Raw genomic sequence first — 17,297 nt, 5'->3', positions numbered from 1 at the left:
TAGGGCTAGGTGGTTTCCGTGTTGTTCATCACTAATATTAGTGGTAAGTTCTTTCGCCAAGCCTCACACGCCCCTCGCGTCCGATGAAAAAAACCACGCAACGCCGCCCGACGATGACCGACATTGCGAAACTCACCGGAGTCTCGCAATCGACGGTTTCGCTCGTGCTCAACAACGCGAGCGGCGCGAAGTTCTCGGACACGACGCGCGACAAGGTGCTGCGCGCGGCGCAGGAACTCGGTTATCGCATGACGCCGCGCGAGCCCGCCGCGCTCGATGCCTTCGACGCACCGGGCGCGCAAAGCGAGCGCAATCTGATCGTCTATCTTGCCGATGAAATCTCGACGAGCCCGCATCCCGTCGTTTCCATCGACGGCGCACGCGACGCCGCGTTTGCGCACGGCCGCATCCTCGCCGTGTATTCGACGCACGGCAACGCGGAGATCGAAGAACGCGTGCTGGACGCGACGCTCGGCAACCCGAACTTGCTCGGCGTGATTTACGCGACCGTCTACACGCGGCGCGTGGAGCTGCCCGCGGCGCTCGCCAGGGTGCCCACAGTGCTGCTCAACTGCTACGCGAACGAGGCGAACCTGTCGTCGGTCGTGCCGGCGGAAGTCGCGGGCGGACACACGGCGACGGACTATCTGCTCGCGGCGGGGCATCGGCGCATCGGCTTTATCAATGGTGAGCCGTATCAGGACGCAGCGCGCGACCGGCTCAAGGGTTATCGCACCGCGCTCGCCACGGCGGACTTGCCCTACGCGCCGGAACTCGTGCGCGAAGGCGACTGGAGTTCCGGCACCGGCTTCGAGCAGACGCTTTCGCTCATGCGCGAGCCGAATCCGCCGACGGCCATCTTTTGCGCGAACGACCTGATGGCGCTCGGCGCGATCGAGGCGCTCAAGCAGCTCGGGCTGCGCGTGCCTGACGATGTTTCCGTGGTCGGCTACGACGATCAGGAGATCGCGCGCCACACGCATCCACCGTTATCGACCGTCGTGCTGCCGAATTACGACCTCGGCCGGTGGGCGGTCGAGACGTTGCTGCAAGAGGAGCACAACCGCGCCGTGGGCGCGCCGTTGCGACGCCGCACCGTGAAGCTGGACGGCCCGCTGATCGAGCGCGGATCGGTGAAAGTCATCGCCGAAGCAAGGCAGCTCGCAACTAATAATATTAGCGATTAACCACTAATAGCCGCACACAGGGACCAGCAGCCTCTCTCGCATCAGACAGACCGGGCAACAACAAGCATCGGCATTACCAACAAGACGAATCATCCAAATCGGAGGAAGACATGCTGTCGCTAAACAAGAATCTCCGCTCGGGCCTGCGCCCGCTCGCCGCCGCGCTCACCGCTCTGACGCTCGCAGCCGCCGCCGGCGCGGCGCACGCCGCCGACGACGCGTTGCCCAAGATCCCGAACAAGAAGCCGCTGCGCGTGGGCTTCGCGCAGACGGAGAGCAACAACCCGTGGCGGCTTGCCGAGACGAAGAGTTTCAAGGACGTCGCATCGAAGTGCGGCTGGCAGGTCGTCATCACCGACGCCAATAGCTCGGCAGCCAAACAGGTGTCGGACATCCAGAGCATGATTGCGCAGCACGTCGATCTGCTGGTGTTCCCGCCGCGCGAGGAGAAGCCGCTCGCGCCCGTCGTATTGCAGGCGAAGAAGGCCGGCATTCCGGTGATTCTCGTGGACCGCAACATCGATCAGTCGATGGCGAAGGCGGGCCGCGACTACATCACGTTCATCGGCTCGGACTTTATCGATCAGGGTCACCGCGCCGCCGACTGGCTCGTCAAAACCACGAACGGCAAGGCCACGATCATCGAACTCGAAGGCTCCACCGGCGCGTCGGCCGCGAACGACCGCAAGAAGGGCTTCGATGAAGTCATCGCGAAGAATCCGGGCATGAAGATCGTCGCGTCGCAAAGCGGCGACTTCGCGCGCGACAAGGGCCGTCAGGTCATGGAGACGCTGTTGCAGGCGCATCCCGACGTCACCGCCGTCTACGCGCACAACGACGAAATGGCGCTCGGCGCGATTGCCGCGATCAAGGCGGCGGGCAAGCAGCCGGGCAAGGACATCGTGCTCGTGACCATCGACGGCACCAAGGGCGGCCTCGAAGCAATCAAGGCCGGCGAACTCGGCGCGAGCGTGCAGTCGAGTCCGTTCTTCGGACCGCTCGCGTGCGATGTCGCGCAGAAGTACGCGAAGGGCGAGACGATTCCGCCGTGGGTCAAGGTCTCGGATCGCTTCTACGACAAGAGCAACGTCGACGCGAGCATGCAGTACGGCTATTGAGCGAAGCAGGATGCGTTGGTTCGCGAGCGCCTTCGGGCGCTCGCTTTTTCAACTCGACGGAAAGCCGCATGGCCACTGCTCCCCTACTCGACATGCAGGACATCGACATTGCCTTCGGCGGCGTCGCAGCGCTCAAGCACGCGCGCCTGACCGTGGCGGCCGGTGAAGTGCACGCGCTCATCGGCCAGAACGGCGCGGGCAAGTCGACACTCATCAAGATTCTCACCGGCGCATATCGCAAGAGCGGAGGCATCATCCGCTTCGACGGACGCGAAGTGGATTTCCGCACGCCGAAGGAAGCGCGCGAAGCAGGCATCAGCACGATCTACCAAGAGATCAACCTCGTGCCGTTCCGCTCGGTCGCCGAGAACATTTTTCTCGGACGCGAGCCGCGCCGCTTCGGCCTCATCGACTGGAAGACCGTGCAGCGGCGCGCGACTGAATTACTCGAATCGTTCGGCCTACATATCGATGTGAAGAAGCCGGTGCGTGACTATTCGACCGCGATCCAGCAGATGGTCGCGCTCGCGCGAGCCGTGTCTTCGGACGCGAAAATGGTCATCATGGACGAATCGACGTCATCGCTCGACGAGCGCGAAGTCGAATTGCTCTTCAACGTCGTGCGACGTCTGCGCGACGACGGACGCGCGGTGATCTTCGTGTCGCATCGCCTGGACGAACTGTATGCGCTCTGCGACCGCGTCACCGTGATGCGCGACGGCCAGACCGTCGCCGAAAGCACGATGCAGGAGATGGACAAGCTCAAGCTCGTGACGACGATGCTCGGCCGCACGCTCGCCGCCGTCGTGCACGAGGACAGCGCGGTAAAAGAAGAGAATCTCGCGAAGCGCGGCGCGGTCGCGTTGAGCGCGCATTCGCTCGCGGCGGGCGCGAAAGTCACGAACGTATCGCTCGACGTGCATGCGGGCGAAGCGGTCGGTCTCGCCGGGCTGCTCGGCTCCGGTCGCACGGAAACCATGCGTCTTCTGTTCGGCGCGGATCGTCCTTCGCACGGATCGCTCACGGTCGGCGGCGAGCACGCCACGCTCAAGTCGCCGAAGGATGCGATCACACGCGGCATCGCGTATCTCACGGAAGACCGCAAAGCCGAAGGCATCGTGCCGGAGCTTTCCGTGCGTGACAACCTCACGCTCGTCTGCCTGCCCGCGCTGACGAAACGCGGCGTGGTGAATGTCGCGAAGCAACGCGAGATCGTCGACGGCTTCATTACATCGCTCGGCATCAAGCTGCGTTCACCGGATCAGCCGATACGCGAGCTATCGGGCGGCAATCAGCAAAAGGTGCTGCTCGCGCGCTGGCTCGCGACGAATCCGCGTCTGCTGCTGCTAGACGAACCCACGCGCGGCATCGACGTGGGCGCGAAAGCGGATGTCGCGAAGATCGTGCGCGAGTTGCGCGATGCGGGCATGGCGGTGTTGTTGTCGGCGTCCGAGCTGGAAGAACTCACCGCCGTGGCCGACCGCGCAGTCGTGATACGCGACGGCGAAACAGTAGCCGAACTAAACGGTGCGCAGATGAACGAGGCGTCGATCATGGATGCGATCGCATACGGGTCCGGTGAAACATCGACGCTCGCGCAAGCGACGGCCGCGCAAGGAAACGAGTCATGATCGACAAGACGCAACCCGCAGCACAACCTGTAGCACAACCCGCCGCGCCGCTCGCCGCGGACGCGCAAACCGCGCCCGTCAAGAAGCGGCGCGGCATCGCGATCCAGCGGGAAATCATCGTGCTCGTCGCGATGGTGCTGTTCAACCTCTTTTTCACCGAGCACTTCTGGTCGCTTCAGACGTTCAACGTGAACCTCACGCAGGTGGTGACGATCGTGATCGTCGGCATCGGCATGACGCTCGTGGTGGCGACGGGCGGCATCGACCTGTCCGTGGGCGCGTCGATGGCGATTGCCGGCGCGCTCGCGCCGATGCTCTTCATGAACATCGAAGGGCCGCTCGGCATTCTGCTCGCCTTCACGCTGCCGGTGCTCGCGGCTGCGGTGTGCGGCGTGTTCAACGGAATGCTGGTGACGCGGCTTCGCGTGCAGCCCATCGTCGCGACGCTCGTGCTCTTCATCGCGGGACGCGGGATCGCGCAGGTCGTGACCGACGGCAGCCTGCAGGCATTCAACAATCCCGCGTTCCAGTGGATCGCGCTCGGCAAGGTCGCGGGCGTGCCGTTCCAGATTCTGCTGATGCTCGCGCTCGTCGCCGTCTTCACGTGGATCGTGCGCAAGACGCTGTTCGGCAAGTATCTGCTTGTGACGGGCGGCAACGAGGACGCCGCGTATCTTTCCGGCATTCCGACGGCGCGCGTGAAGCTGATCGCGTACACCGCGTGCGCCGCGCTCGCGGGTCTCGCCGGGCTCATTTCGATCTCGGTGAATTCGTCGTCGGATGCGAACGTGGTCGGCCTCGGCGTCGAACTCGATGCCATTGCAGCCGTCGCCGTCGGCGGCACCGCGCTCACGGGCGGCAAGGCGTACATCACGGGCACGCTGATCGGCGCGCTCATCATCCAGCTATTGCGATACACGCTGCTCGCGCACGGCATTCCGGATGCCGCCGCGCTCGTGCTGAAGGCCGCGATCATCATCGCCGCCGTCTATGTGCAGCGCCGCCGGGGCTCATGACATGAAGAAAAACCTTCCTATCCTGATCGCGCTGGTCGCGCTGCTCGTCTTGGGCGTGGTGCGCTACGAGCACTTCGCGTCCGCCTACAACGTGACCTCGTTCTGGCGATACAACTCGATGTTCGCGCTGATCTCCATCGGCATGGCGTTCGTCATCATCACGGGCGGTATCGATCTGTCCGTGGGCGCGGTCGCCGCGCTCGCAAGCGTCGTCGCGGCGCTGGCGAGTCCGCATGGCGGCGTGGCGGGCGTGTTAGCCGGATCGTTCGCGGGGCTGGCCGTGGGCGTGTTGAACGGCATCGTCATCACGCACATGCGGATTCTGCCCTTCATCGTCACGCTGGCGACGAGCCTCGGCGCACATGGCCTCGCGCTGCTGCTCGGCCACAACGATGCCGTCGCCATCGCGTCCGACACCAACTTCGCCGCGTTCGGACAAGGCGATTTGTTCGGCCTGCCGATTCCCGGCATCGTGTCGCTGGTGGCGGCGGTGCTCGGCTGGGTCGCGCTGCGCAACTCGCGTTTCGGGCGGCATGCGCTCGCCATCGGCGGCAGCGAAGAGGCATCGCGCCTCATGGGTCTCAACGTCGATCGCACGCTGGTCGCGGTGTATGCGTTGAGCGGCTTGCTCGCCGGCATTGCGGGCGCGATTCTCGCGGCGCAGTTCGGCGCGGGACAGCCGAACGAAGGCGTCGGCTGGGAGCTGTTCGCCATCTCGGCCGTCGTGCTCGGCGGCACGAGGCTCACGGGCGGCGAGGGCTCCATCGCCATGACGATTGCAGGCGTCGCGTTGCTCGGGCTCGTGTTCAATCTGCTGAACTTCGAGAACGGGCTAGGTTATATCAGCCTGTCGGCTTATTGGCAGTCGGTGATTCGCGGGCTCTTTCTGCTGCTCGTGATCGTGTTGCAGGCGCGGGTGTTGAACCGGCGCGGCGTGGCGGCGAAAGTCACGCATTGAGGTGCGCGTCGCGTGGACGCTGCATTCGTCGGCGATGGACAGGGCATGACCCGATGATCGCCAGCGAAACCCCCATGCCGCGCGCGAACCCCAGGCCCCGAATCTACTTCGTGCTCGCCGCGCCGCCTGACGAAGCGGCCCCCGCTGCTTCGCCACTTTCCGCTGCCAGCCGCAGATACGCCGCCGCGAGCCTGCGCAATTCCTCTTCGCTCGCATCTTCGATGCCGATCAGGTGATTGCTCGCCGCCCGATGCGTCGCGAGCAGTTCATTCAGCTTCAGATGCAGCGCGACGCTGTCCTTGTTCTGGCTCTGCTGGATCAGAAACACCATCAGAAACGTGATGATGGTCGTCCCGGTATTGATGACGAGTTGCCAGCCATCCGAGTAGTGAAAGATAGGCCCGGTCACGACCCACGCGACGATGCTGGCCACCGCCAGCCCGAATGCGAACGGTGAACCCGCCCAGCGCGTGACGAGGCTCGCGAAGCTGTCGAACGCGCGCATCAACGGATGCGATTTAGCGTATGCGGGGCTGGACGTGTCGGGGATCGTGTCGAGTTGGTCGGTCGAGGTTCGTTGGTTGCTTGTCATACTCTTCTCCCTACATATCCCGAGCAGGGAAAAGCAAGGTTCGTTCCTTGCAAGAGCCTGTCGACCGACTTAGCCGGGTCTTATTACGCGGACGGATTGCGCGGCGCGATCAGCGTATCGACGCTCGTTTGCACGGCAGGACGCGGCTGCGCTCTCGGCATCGCGAGCGCGGCATTCAGCGCGCCTTTCGCGCTCGGGTCGTCAGGCCGCAGCGATAGCGCCTGACGCAGCGCGCCCTCCGCTTCCTGCGCGCGGCCGAATGCAAGCAGTACAAGGCCGAGACCGCGGCTCGCCTCGAAGAACACCGGGCGCAATTCCAGCGCCTTGCGGAACTCGGCTTCCGCGCCCGGCAGGTCGTAGCGGCGATGCGCGACATTGCCCAAACCGCAGTGCGCTTCCGCCGACTGCGGATTGATGGCAAGCGCCCGATTGAACGAGGCATCGGACTCGGTGAGCCGGCCCGCCGCGCACAAAATATCCCCCATCGTCAGATGACCGTCGATGACGTCCGGCGCCAAGTCGATGGCCCGGCGGCACGCTACCTCAGCCTCAGGCAAGCGGCCCAGCCAGAAGAGCGCTTGGCCGAGATAAAGGTGAGCCTGCGCAAAGTCGGGCTGGGCGGCGACTGCCTCCGATAGCGCCTTCGCGGCATCGTCCAGCCGCCCGTCCTCCTGGAAGAGGCCAGCGAGCACGAACTTGGCCGTGGGCGAATCCGGGCGCAGAGCCAATGCCTTGTCCAGTAGCGCCCGAGCGTCGTCCTTGCGCTTTTCGTCCAGCGCGAGAAGCGCAAGGTTCACGAGAATCTCGGAGGAACCGGGCTCTAGCGCCAATGCCTGTTCGAACATGTGCTGCGCTTCCGACAGCCGGCCCAAATGCCGCAGCACGATGCCCAGATTGTTGTTCACCGCAACCGAGTCGGGACGAACGGCGAGTTGCTGCCGAAGCGCGGCTTCTTGTTCCGCCAGGCTGGAATTATTCAAATCAAGGGGTTCGTTCATGATCGTGATGTGCAACGAAGTTAAATGCCAAGGACGGTTTTATTGATAATGCTTAATATGCGCCCGCGAATCTGAAACGCGAAATGGGACTATGCCGATTTTCAACGCACATCAGGCGCGCGCGGAAAACCTGCGTGCGAAAGCATTGACCATTGCCCGTCTCACCGGGCGATTGCCGTGATTGCTATTCAGAACGATTAACGGACGCCGCGAAAAAGCGTTTGGCGCATTGCGCAATTCGCGGAGAAAAGAAACGATAGCGGATTCGACTGAGTATAGTGCAAAAAAATATGTCGATTTGGATTACTCGCCGCAATCCGCCGCGAATACCGGCTTGGAAATCGATTCATATAAATACCGCGCGCGTGACCGGTCCGTCGCCCCGCGCCCAGTCACGATCTTTGCTAAAGCCGTGCGACCGCGCATCCCTGCACAGGCAGGTTCGGATTCCGTGCGAGAATCCCGGTGCCAATTCGGTCGCGCGTTTCAATCAGCGTCATCCCAAAGCTTGCCTTACAACCCATGCCGCTTGATCGAGAGACAAAGCGAGGAGATTTAGCGTCGATGACTCCCGAGAATCTGACCCCGGCTCCGAGCGCCAACAGCGTCGACTCCAGCTTCCTGCTCGGCGGCGGAGAGATGGGCGTGCTCATCCGGGGATTCGACTGGGCGCGGACCTCGCTCGGCGCGCCTCAGAACTGGCCGCAGAGCCTGAAGACGGCCATCCGCATCATGCTCACGTCGCGCCAGCCCATCTGGATCGGCTGGGGCCACGAGCTCCTCTTCTTCTATAACGACGCGTACCGGTCGATCATCGGCGGCAAGCATCCGCAGGCGCTCGGACAGCCGGCTTCCGTCGTGTGGCGGGAAATCTGGGGCGATATCGGGCCGCTGCTCGACACGGCGCTCGCGGGCGTCGAAGGCACGTTCGTCGAGCAGAAGCTGCTGATCATGGAGCGCAACGGTTTCCCCGAGGAAACCTACTACACGTTCTCCTATAGCCCGATTCCGGACGACAAAGGCCGCGCAGGCGGCATCATCTGTGCGAACAGCGACGACACGCAGCGCGTGCTGGGCGAGCGGCAACTGACCGTGTTGCGCGAACTGGCGACCTCCGCCGCCGACGCGCGCACGTGGCGCGAGGCGTGCGAACGCTCGATGAAGGCGCTCGGCAACGCACCGCGCGACATGCCCTTTGCCCTCCTCTATACCGCCGAGCCGGGCGACGACACCGCGACGCTCGTCGGGGCATCCGGCATCGAGGCGGGGCATCCGGCGGCGCCCGCGACCTTGCACGGCGACGCGCGCGACCCGTGGCCGTTTCAGGACGTGCTGCGCGAGAACCGCGCGCAAGTCGTGACGAACCTGCATCAGCGCGTCGGCGCGCGGTTGCCGACGGGCGCATGGAAGGCCGCGCCGACCACTGCCGTGATGCTTCCCATCGCGCCGACCGGCGAGACCGGCCACGCGGGCGTGCTGATCGCGGCGCTCAATCCGTATCGCCTGTTCGACGACGGCTACCGCACGTTCATGAATCTCGTCGGCGGGCAAATCGGCGCGGCGATCGGCTACGCGCACGCCTACGACGAAGAGCGCCGCCGCGCCGAGGCGCTCGCGGAAATCGACCGCGCGAAGACGACGTTCTTCTCCAACATCAGCCACGAATTCCGCACACCGCTCACGCTGATGCTGGGCCCGCTCGAAGAAATGCTCGCGGATCCTGGCCGCGTGCCGCAGGAAGACATGCGGCTCGTCGAGATCATGCATCGCAACGGCATGCGGCTGCTCACGCTCGTCAACGCGCTGCTGGACTTCTCGCGCATCGAGGCGGGGCGCATCGAGATTCACCGGATGCGCACGGACATTGCCGCGTTCACGGCCGAACTCACGTCGCTGTTCCGCTCGGCCATCGAAACGGCCGGGCTCACGCTTCGCACGAATATTCCCGATACGCCGATACTCGCCGACATCGACCGCGACATGTGGGAAAAGGTCGTGATGAATCTGCTGTCGAACGCATTCAAGTTCACGTTCGAAGGAAGCATCGAGGTGGCGCTCTCGGTGAACGGCGACGGCGAAATCGAGGCGAGCGTGCGCGATACGGGCATCGGCATTGCCGAGCACGAGCAGGCGCGCGTGTTCGAGCGGTTTCATCGCGTGGCGGGCGCGACGGGGCGGTCGGTGGAAGGCAGCGGAATCGGCCTCGCGATGGTGCAGGAACTGGTGAAGCTGCACGGCGGCAACATCCGCGTGTCGAGCCGCCTGGGCGAAGGCACCTGCTTCAGCGTGACGCTGCCCGCCGCGCAAGAAGGCGCGGTCGCGCGCGCCGACGCGCCACGCGCCGAAGCCAGCAGCCGCGCGCGCTCCTTCGTCGATGCCGCGTTGCGCTGGACGCCGGATGCCGACACCGCCGCCGATGCCGCCGCGCTCAACGCCGCCGACCTCGAATCGCCGCTCGCGGAAGCGGCGGAGGCCTCGGCGAGCGCGGATGCGCTCACGGGCCGCGTGCTCGTGGTGGACGACAACGCCGATCTGCGCGAATACATGCGCCGCCTGCTTGCCGCCGCGGGCCACGACGTGAGCGTCGCCGCCGACGGCCAGGCCGGGCTCGACGCGGCGTTCGCCGTGCAGCCTGACGTCATCGTGTCGGATGTGATGATGCCGCGCCTCGACGGCTTCGGCCTCTTGCGCGCGCTGCGCGAAGACGAAGGCTTGCGCGAAACGCCGGTCGTGCTGCTATCGGCGCGCGCGGGCGAAGAAGCGCGCGTCGGCGGTCTGGAAGCGGGCGCGGACGACTATCTGACCAAGCCGTTTTCGGCGCGCGAACTGCTCGCGCGCGTGGCGAGCAATCTGCGGCTCTCGCGCCTGCGTCGCGAGACCGAGCAGCGCCTGCGGGAAGAGTCGCGCGTGCTCGAAGTGCTCAATCGCGTCGGCACGACGGTCGCCGCCGAACTCGACCTCTCGCGCGTCGTGCAGGTCGTGACCGATGCCGCCACGGAACTCACCGCCGCCGCATTCGGTTCCTTCTTCTATAACGTGCTGGACGACGAAGGCGGCAGCTACACGCTGTACGCGCTCTCCGGCGTGCCGAAGGAGAAGTTCGCCGAATTCCCGATGCCGCGCAACACCGCCGTCTTCGCACCGACCTTCGGCGGCCACGGCATGGTGCGCTCTGACGACATCACGAAAGACCCGCGTTACGGCCACAACGCCCCGCATTTCGGCATGCCGAAAGGACATCTGCCGGTTCGCAGCTATCTCGCCGCGCCGGTCGTTTCGCGCACGGGCGAAGTGCTCGGCGGGCTCTTCTTCGGCCATCCGGAGCCGGGCATGTTCACCGACCGTGCCGAGCGCATCGTCAGCGGCATCGCGGCGCAGGCGGCCATCGCCATCGACAATGCGCGGCTCTTCCGGGCGGCGCAAACCGAAATCGCCGAGCGCACCAAGGCGCAGACCGCGTTGCGCGATCTGAACGAGACGCTGGAGCGGCGCGTGACCGAAGTCGTCGCGGACCGCGACCGGCTGTGGGAACTGAGCGAAGACCTGTTCGTGATCGCGAGCTTCGACGGCGCGCTTTTGCGCGTGAGCCCGTCGTGGTCGTCGGTGCTCGGCATCGATACCGAGCGCCTGCATGCGCGCACGATGCTCGACATCGTCCATGCGGACGACGCCGCTGCCGTCGCGCTGGAACTCGACAAGCTGCGCGCAAGCGGCGCGCCGGTGCGTTACGAGTGCCGCCTCGGGCGTCTCGATGGCGGCTGGCGCTGGATCGCGTGGACGCTGTCGCTCGATCCGCGCACGCGGCGCATTCATGGTGTCGGCCGCGACGTGACCGCCGACCGCGAAACCGCCGACGCGCTGCGCCACGCCGAAGAAGCGTTGCGCATGGCGCAGAAGATGGAAGCCATCGGCAAGCTGACGGGTGGCGTCGCGCACGACTTCAACAATCTGCTGCAAGTGATCGGCGGCAACCTGCAACTGCTCGCGAAAGACGTCGCGGGGCAGGACAAGCCCGAACAGCGCGTAAAGAGCGCGCTGGCGGGCGTGGCGCGCGGCGCGAATCTCGCCTCGCAACTGCTCGCGTTCGGGCGGCGGCAGCCGCTCGCGCCGAAGGTCGTGAATCTGGGCCGCTTCGTGCGCGGGCTGGACGACATGTTCCGCCGCGCGCTCGGCGACGGCATCGAAGTGGAGACCATCGTGTCGGGCGGCCTGTGGAACACGCTCGTCGATCCATTTCAGGTCGAAAACGCGCTGCTCAATCTCGCGATCAACGCGCGCGACGCCATGAAGGGCCACGGCAAGCTGACCATCGAGGCCGGCAATGCATCGCTCGACGAAACCTATGCCCTGCGCAACGCCGACGTGACGCCCGGGCAGTATGTGATGGTCGCCGTCACCGATACCGGCTCGGGCATGTCGCCGGAAGTGCAGGAACGCGCGTTCGAGCCGTTTTTCACGACGAAGCGCGAAGGTCAGGGCACGGGCCTGGGCCTCTCGATGGTGTACGGCTTCGTCAAGCAGTCCGGCGGACACGTGAAGGTGTATAGCGAGGAAGGCCACGGCACGACAGTGCGCCTCTATCTGCCGCGCGCGCGGCAGGAAGAAGACCTCGAAACCAACGTGGACGCGGGACCGGCGAAAGGCGGCAGCGAAACCATCCTCGTGGTCGAGGACGACGAGGAAGTGCGCGCGACCGTCGTCGATCTGCTTGCGGATCTCGGCTATCGTGTGCTGCGCGCGAAGGATGCGCAGAGCGCGCTCGCGATCGTCGAAAGCGGCGTGCCGATCGACCTGCTATTCACCGACGTGGTGATGCCCGGCCCGCTGCGCAGCACGGAGCTTGCGCGCAAGGCACGTGAGCGCGTGCCGGGGATCGCGGTGCTGTTCACGTCGGGATATACGGATAACGCCATCGTCCACGCGGGACGGCTCGATGAAGGCATCGACCTCTTGAGCAAGCCCTATACGCACGAGTCGCTTGCCCGCAAGATCCGCCATGTACTCGGGCAGCGCGCGGACAACGCGCCGCCGTCTCCCGCCCACGTCGACGAGAACCCGCCGAAGCCTGCCGGCGACGCCGCGCCGCTCTCCGTGCTGTTCGTGGAAGACAACGAGATGGTGCGCGCGAGCAGCGCCGAATTGCTACGCACGATGGGAGTCGATATCAGCGAGGCGTCGAGCGTGGAGGAAGCCCGTGCGCACTTGCGCGAGCATCGCTTCGACGTGCTTTTGACGGACGTGGATCTGGCGGGCGAATCCGGCGTCGAGCTGGCGAAAGCGGCGTCGCGTGAGAGGCCGGGCATCGGCGTCGTGTTCGTCACGGGCTATGACCTCGAACTGAGCGACGAGGAGCAAAAGGCGTTGCCGCATGCGATCCGGCTGCGCAAACCGTACGATCCGGCCGCGTTGATGGAGGCGCTGCGCGCGGCGTCGCATCGCTGATTACGGCGCTACGAGTCCGCTTCGCGCATGTCCATTACCACGAAGCCGCTCGCCTCTTCCTTGGCCGCGCGTTTCGCCACGGCCGCCATCGCGCTGACCTGCGCGCTGCCGCGCGCCGCGCCCGGCGCGACCCGCACCGCGCCCGCCGAAAGCCGCACGAAGCCGAAGAACGCGGGCCGCGCGAGCCGGTCTTCGCCGTGGATGCCGCCGGCGAGCCGTTCCTCCGGAGAATAAAAGCGCATCACGACTTCGTTGAACAGGTGCATGGCGCGCACCACGCGCTCGCGCCAGTCGTCGCTCTGAAACAGCAGCAGAAAGTCGTCGCCGCCGATATGGCCCAGGAAGTCGCGCGTCGGCTCGCACACGGAGGCAAGCGTGTTCGCCGCGGCCTTCAGCACTTCGTCGCCCTGCCAGTAGCCGTAGCGGTCGTTGAAGGGCTTGAAGTGATCGAGGTCGAAGTAACACGCGACGAACGCCGAGCCGTTCGCGATCAGCCGGTCGATGTGTGAATTGAGCGGCACGTTGCCCGGCAGAAACGTGAGCGGGTTCGCATAGCGCGCCGCTTCCACGCGCACTTCGGTCACGGCGCGCACCATGCTCGCGCCGGTCGCGAGTCCGGCGTAACGCCCGTTCTCCGTGACGATGAAGCCGTCCGACAGATCATGCGGATCGTCGTTCGCGAAGAGCCGCGCGATCTGTTCGAGCGTCGAGCCGCGTTCGACGATGAGCGGCGCGAGATTGGCGAACTGCATGCACGGCCGCTTGCCGAACACCTCGCGGTGGTACGGCAGCGCGTACTGGTCCATGAACGAGCGCCGGTTGATGAGCGCGACCGGGCGCCCTTCGTCGACAACGGCGAGCGCATGCAGCGACGGCGTTTCGTTGAAGAGGCGCACGACGTCGTCATTGCGGGACTTGACGGTGAGCGTCGGCGCTTCGACCAGCATGCGTTCCAGCAGCACGGCGTTCATGTCGGCGGTCGCGCCGGTGCGCGTGCGCGCCGGGTACACGGCGATCTGCGCGGAGCGGAATGCACGCGCGACGGCGTCGGGCAAGCGCGCGCTCGGCGTCGCGGCGGGCCGGCCGAGCAGAAAGCCTTGTGCGCACGCAATGCCGAGATCGCGCACGATTTCGAGATCCGCCTCCGTTTCGATGCCCTCCGCGATCAACAGCGCGCCGCTCGCGTTCGCGAACGAAACCATCGCCTTGACCGCTTCGAACTTGAGCGGATCACGCGCGATGTCGGACACGAAGAAGCGGTCGATCTTCACGTAATGCGGCGCGAGCCGCACCCACAGATTCATCGAGGCGTTCGCGCTGCCGTAGTCGTCGAGCGCGAATTGCGGACCGGACGCGCGCAGTGCCCGCACCGTCACGCCGAAGCGTTCGGCATCGGCAATCACGCTTTGCTCGGTCAGTTCGATGACGAGCCGCTTCGCGTCCAAACCGCTGTCGTGCGCGAGATAGCCTGGCGTCTCGCGCTCGCCGAGCGCCGCTTCGATGGCGGCCGCGCTGAAATTGATGAAGAGCAGGCCGCTGCGCGCGAGCCGCGCGAAAGCGGCAATGCACACGCGCGCCGCCGCGTGTTCGAGCATGACGCCCCGTTGCTCGCGCGCGGCCTGTTCGAAAAGCGCGGCAGGCGATTCCTGCGCGCTGCCGGCCGGTCCGCGAATGAGACCTTCATAGCCGATGATCTCGCCGTCCGCGAAGCGCACGATCGGCTGAAACACGGCCGTCAGCGCGTTGGAGGCGATGAGCTGTTCTATGGTGAGACGCGATGCTTCATTGGCGCAGAGGCTAGCGGACATGGGCCTTTCGATTAGCGGGCTATCGTCCGGAGTAACGGTGCGAAGGTCACGAACTTGAATGAAGCTTTCGTGAAGCGGCGCACCGCGCCGGTGCGCCGCTCTTGCGCCCTTGCTTGCGCCCTCGCTTTATCTGGCGCGACGCTCGCGCACGGCCCGTGCGAGCAAGTCGAGCACCGGCTCGGTTTGCGTCCAGCCGAGGCAGGCATCCGTGATCGAGACGCCGTGCTTCAGCGGCACGCCGGGCTTCAGGTCCTGCCGCCCTTCTTCCAGATGACTTTCGATCATCACGCCCGTGATGCGCTTTTCGCCCGCCGACAGTTGCCGCGCGATGTCCTCGGCCACATCCACCTGACGCAGATGCGACTTGTTCGAGTTCGCGTGCGAACAGTCGATCATTACCTGTTCGCGCTGGCCGAGCGCAGCGAGCGCGGCGCAACTCGCGGCCACGCTCTCGGCGTCGTAATTCGGGCCCTTCTTGCCGCCGCGCAGAATGACGTGGCAGTCGTCGTTGCCGCGGGTCTCGAAGATGGCGGCCATGCCCATCTTGGTCATGCCCATGAACGCATGACTCGCGCGCGCCGCGACGATGGCGTCCGCCGCGACCTGCACGCCGCCGTCCGTGCCGTTCTTGAAGCCGATCGGACACGAAAGCCCCGACGCCAGCTGCCGATGGCTCTGGCTTTCCGTCGTGCGCGCGCCGATGGCGCCCCACGCGATGAGATCCGCGATGTACTGCGGGCTCAGCAGATCGAGAAACTCGGTCGCCGTGGGCAAGCCGAGGCCGCTCACGTCCAGCAGAAGCTCGCGCGCCCGGCGCAGGCCCTCGTTGATGCGAAAGCTCCCGTCCAGACGCGGGTCATTGATATAGCCCTTCCAGCCGACCGTCGTGCGCGGCTTCTCGAAGTACACGCGCATGACGATGACGAGATCGTCGGCCAGGCGCTCGGCCACGGTCTTGAGACGCCGCGCGTAGTCCATCGCCTGACCGTGGTCGTGAATGGAGCACGGACCGACGACGACCACGAGCCGGTCGTCGCGGCCATGCAGGATATTGGCGATGGCGGCGCGGCTCGACTCGACGAGCGTCTGCACGCCGGGCGTGACCGGCAGTTCGTCGAGCAGAAGCGCCGGCGAAATGAGCGGCCGCACTGCGCCGATGCGCGTGTCGTCGATGCGGGTGGTGTCTTGCGTGGAGTCGGCCACGCCGGCCTCCTGATCGCGGGAGGGATTGTCGATGCGGCTCAATGTAGGCTCCGTCATGCGTTGTCTGTGCGTGATATGCGTTTGCAGTGCGGATTTTTTGCGCGATTGCGGTCTTCCGCTGCGAAGTTCGATTATCGCATTGATGACGGCGCGCGCGAACGCAAGCCGCGTTCGGTGCGTATGATGGTGCTTCATCAAGGGAGAACACCATGCGAATCGAAACGTCGTTTCTCTTCGACCTCGACGGCACGCTCGTCGATAGCGTGTACCAGCACGTGCTGGCGTGGAAAGAGGCGCTGGATGCGGAAGGCATCGAGCTGTCGGTGTGGCGCATTCACCGCAAGATCGGCATGAGCGGCGGGCTCTTCACGGACCAGCTGCTGCGCGAGACGCACGGCGAGATCAGCGCGGATCGCGTCGACCATTTGCGGCGGCTGCATGCCGAGGCGTATCAGCGGCTGCGCGCGCAGGTCTGCCCGCTTCCCGGCGCGCGCGAACTGCTCGCCGCGCTGACCGAAGCGGGCACGCGCTGGGCGATCGCGACGAGCGGGCGCATGGAAACCGCTGCGGTGAATCTCGAGGCGCTGGGCGTGGATGCGTCGAAGCAGGTCGTCGTCACGCGCGACGACGTGAAGTACGCGAAGCCCGACCCCGATCTCTTCATCGCAGCGGCGGAACGTCTTAACGTGCCGATCGAGCATACGGTGGTCGTCGGCGACAGCATCTGGGACATGCTGGCCGCGCGCCGTTGCCGCTCGCTCGGCGTCGGCCTGCTGTCGGGCGGCTATGGCAGCGACGAACTCGAACGCGCGGGCGCCTTGCGTGTCTACGAAGACCCGGCGGATTTGCTCGCGCATCTCGACGAAGTGGCCGCGCGCCCATAAGAAAGCCGTCATCGAAAGCGCGGCAAAGCCGTGCGAGAATCCTGCGGCTACAGGACGATCTCGCACATGCCCTCTTCTATTCGGAACTCGCTCGTCTGGATCTTCGAAGCGTTCGAGCGCGACGCCACGTATATCCGCAAGCGCATGTTCGGATGCGACGCCGCGTATATCGACGGCATGCTGTGTCTCGTCGCGGCGGACCGCGAGAAGCCGTGGAATGGCTTGCTCGTGTGCACGTCGCAGGAACGGCACGCCGCGCTCGTCGATGCTTTTCCCGCGCTCACGCCGCATCCGGTGCTCGGCAAATGGCTCTATGTGACGCAGGAGCATCCGGACTTCGAAACCGTCGCTGAACAACTGACGACACTCGTGCTTGCACGCGACCCGCGCATCGGCGTGGCGCCGAAACCGCGCAGGTCGAGAAGCAAGGACAAGCCTAAGCCCAAGACGTCGAACTGAT

12 protein-coding genes are annotated in these 17,297 nt (G+C 65.4%); 8 read left to right on the top strand and 4 right to left on the bottom strand.

All coding sequences use genetic code 11. The annotated features are described in order from the left end of the window. Nucleotides 1-83 precede the first annotated feature (83 nt). From P9239_RS22680 to P9239_RS22660, 5 genes are all read left to right on the top strand, one after another. Nucleotides 84-1,187, top strand: coding sequence for a LacI family DNA-binding transcriptional regulator (locus P9239_RS22680; RefSeq protein WP_309755164.1), 1,104 nt, complete (start codon nt 84-86; stop codon nt 1,185-1,187). Nucleotides 1,188-1,297: 110 nt separating this feature from the next. Next, nucleotides 1,298-2,305, top strand: a complete 1,008-nt coding sequence (locus P9239_RS22675) for an ABC transporter substrate-binding protein (RefSeq protein ID WP_309755162.1) — start codon at nt 1,298-1,300, stop codon at nt 2,303-2,305. 68 nt (nt 2,306-2,373) lie between these two features. Further along, nucleotides 2,374-3,936 (top strand): sugar ABC transporter ATP-binding protein, encoded by a 1,563-nt coding sequence (locus P9239_RS22670; protein WP_309755160.1) that lies wholly within the window; start codon nt 2,374-2,376, stop codon nt 3,934-3,936. Beyond that, entirely contained in the window at nt 3,933-4,952 is a 1,020-nt protein-coding gene (locus tag P9239_RS22665) for an ABC transporter permease (RefSeq protein WP_309755158.1), read from the top strand. Before P9239_RS22670 ends, P9239_RS22665 begins: the two co-directional genes overlap by 4 nt. Before the next feature lies 1 nt (nt 4,953). Beyond that, a complete protein-coding gene (locus tag P9239_RS22660) occupies nt 4,954-5,910 on the top strand; it encodes an ABC transporter permease (RefSeq protein ID WP_309755156.1) in 957 nt (318 codons plus the stop codon). Between the two features lie 103 nt (nt 5,911-6,013). On the opposite strand, the gene P9239_RS22655 is transcribed toward P9239_RS22660, so the two are convergent. After that, a complete protein-coding gene (locus tag P9239_RS22655; protein WP_309755154.1) occupies nt 6,014-6,502 on the bottom strand; it encodes a low affinity iron permease family protein in 489 nt (162 codons plus the stop codon). Between the two features lie 83 nt (nt 6,503-6,585). Then, a complete protein-coding gene (locus P9239_RS22650; RefSeq protein WP_309755151.1) occupies nt 6,586-7,482 on the bottom strand; it encodes a tetratricopeptide repeat protein in 897 nt (298 codons plus the stop codon). A gap of 582 nt (nt 7,483-8,064) precedes the next feature. Here P9239_RS22650 and P9239_RS22645 point away from each other — a divergent pair. Then, nucleotides 8,065-12,942, top strand: coding sequence for a response regulator (locus P9239_RS22645; protein ID WP_309755149.1), 4,878 nt, complete (start codon nt 8,065-8,067; stop codon nt 12,940-12,942). An 8-nt stretch (nt 12,943-12,950) separates the two neighbouring features. Here the strand turns inward: P9239_RS22645 and P9239_RS22640 are convergent, their stop codons facing one another. Together P9239_RS22640 and P9239_RS22635 are read right to left on the bottom strand one after the other, a co-directional pair. Continuing rightward, nucleotides 12,951-14,750: a GGDEF domain-containing protein gene (locus P9239_RS22640; RefSeq protein ID WP_309755147.1), complete on the bottom strand. Its 1,800-nt coding sequence runs from the start codon at nt 14,748-14,750 to the stop codon at nt 12,951-12,953. A gap of 126 nt (nt 14,751-14,876) precedes the next feature. Next, nucleotides 14,877-15,995, bottom strand: coding sequence for a 3-deoxy-7-phosphoheptulonate synthase (locus P9239_RS22635; protein WP_309755144.1), 1,119 nt, complete (start codon nt 15,993-15,995; stop codon nt 14,877-14,879). Between the two features lie 167 nt (nt 15,996-16,162). On the opposite strand from P9239_RS22635, the gene P9239_RS22630 reads away from it, so the two are divergent. Together P9239_RS22630 and P9239_RS22625 are read left to right on the top strand one after the other, a co-directional pair. Beyond that, on the top strand, nt 16,163-16,837 hold the full coding sequence (locus P9239_RS22630) for an HAD family hydrolase (protein WP_309755141.1): 675 nt from the start codon (nt 16,163-16,165) through the stop codon (nt 16,835-16,837). A gap of 66 nt (nt 16,838-16,903) precedes the next feature. After that, a complete protein-coding gene (locus P9239_RS22625) occupies nt 16,904-17,296 on the top strand; it encodes a hypothetical protein (protein WP_309755138.1) in 393 nt (130 codons plus the stop codon). Nucleotide 17,297 lies beyond the last annotated feature (1 nt).

Origin of the sequence: Caballeronia sp. LZ062, assembly GCF_031450785.1 — a bacterium.
GTDB lineage: Bacteria > Pseudomonadota > Gammaproteobacteria > Burkholderiales > Burkholderiaceae > Caballeronia.
The sequence above is the reverse complement of the archived record's forward strand: the minus strand, read 5'-3'. Positions and strand labels throughout refer to the sequence as shown.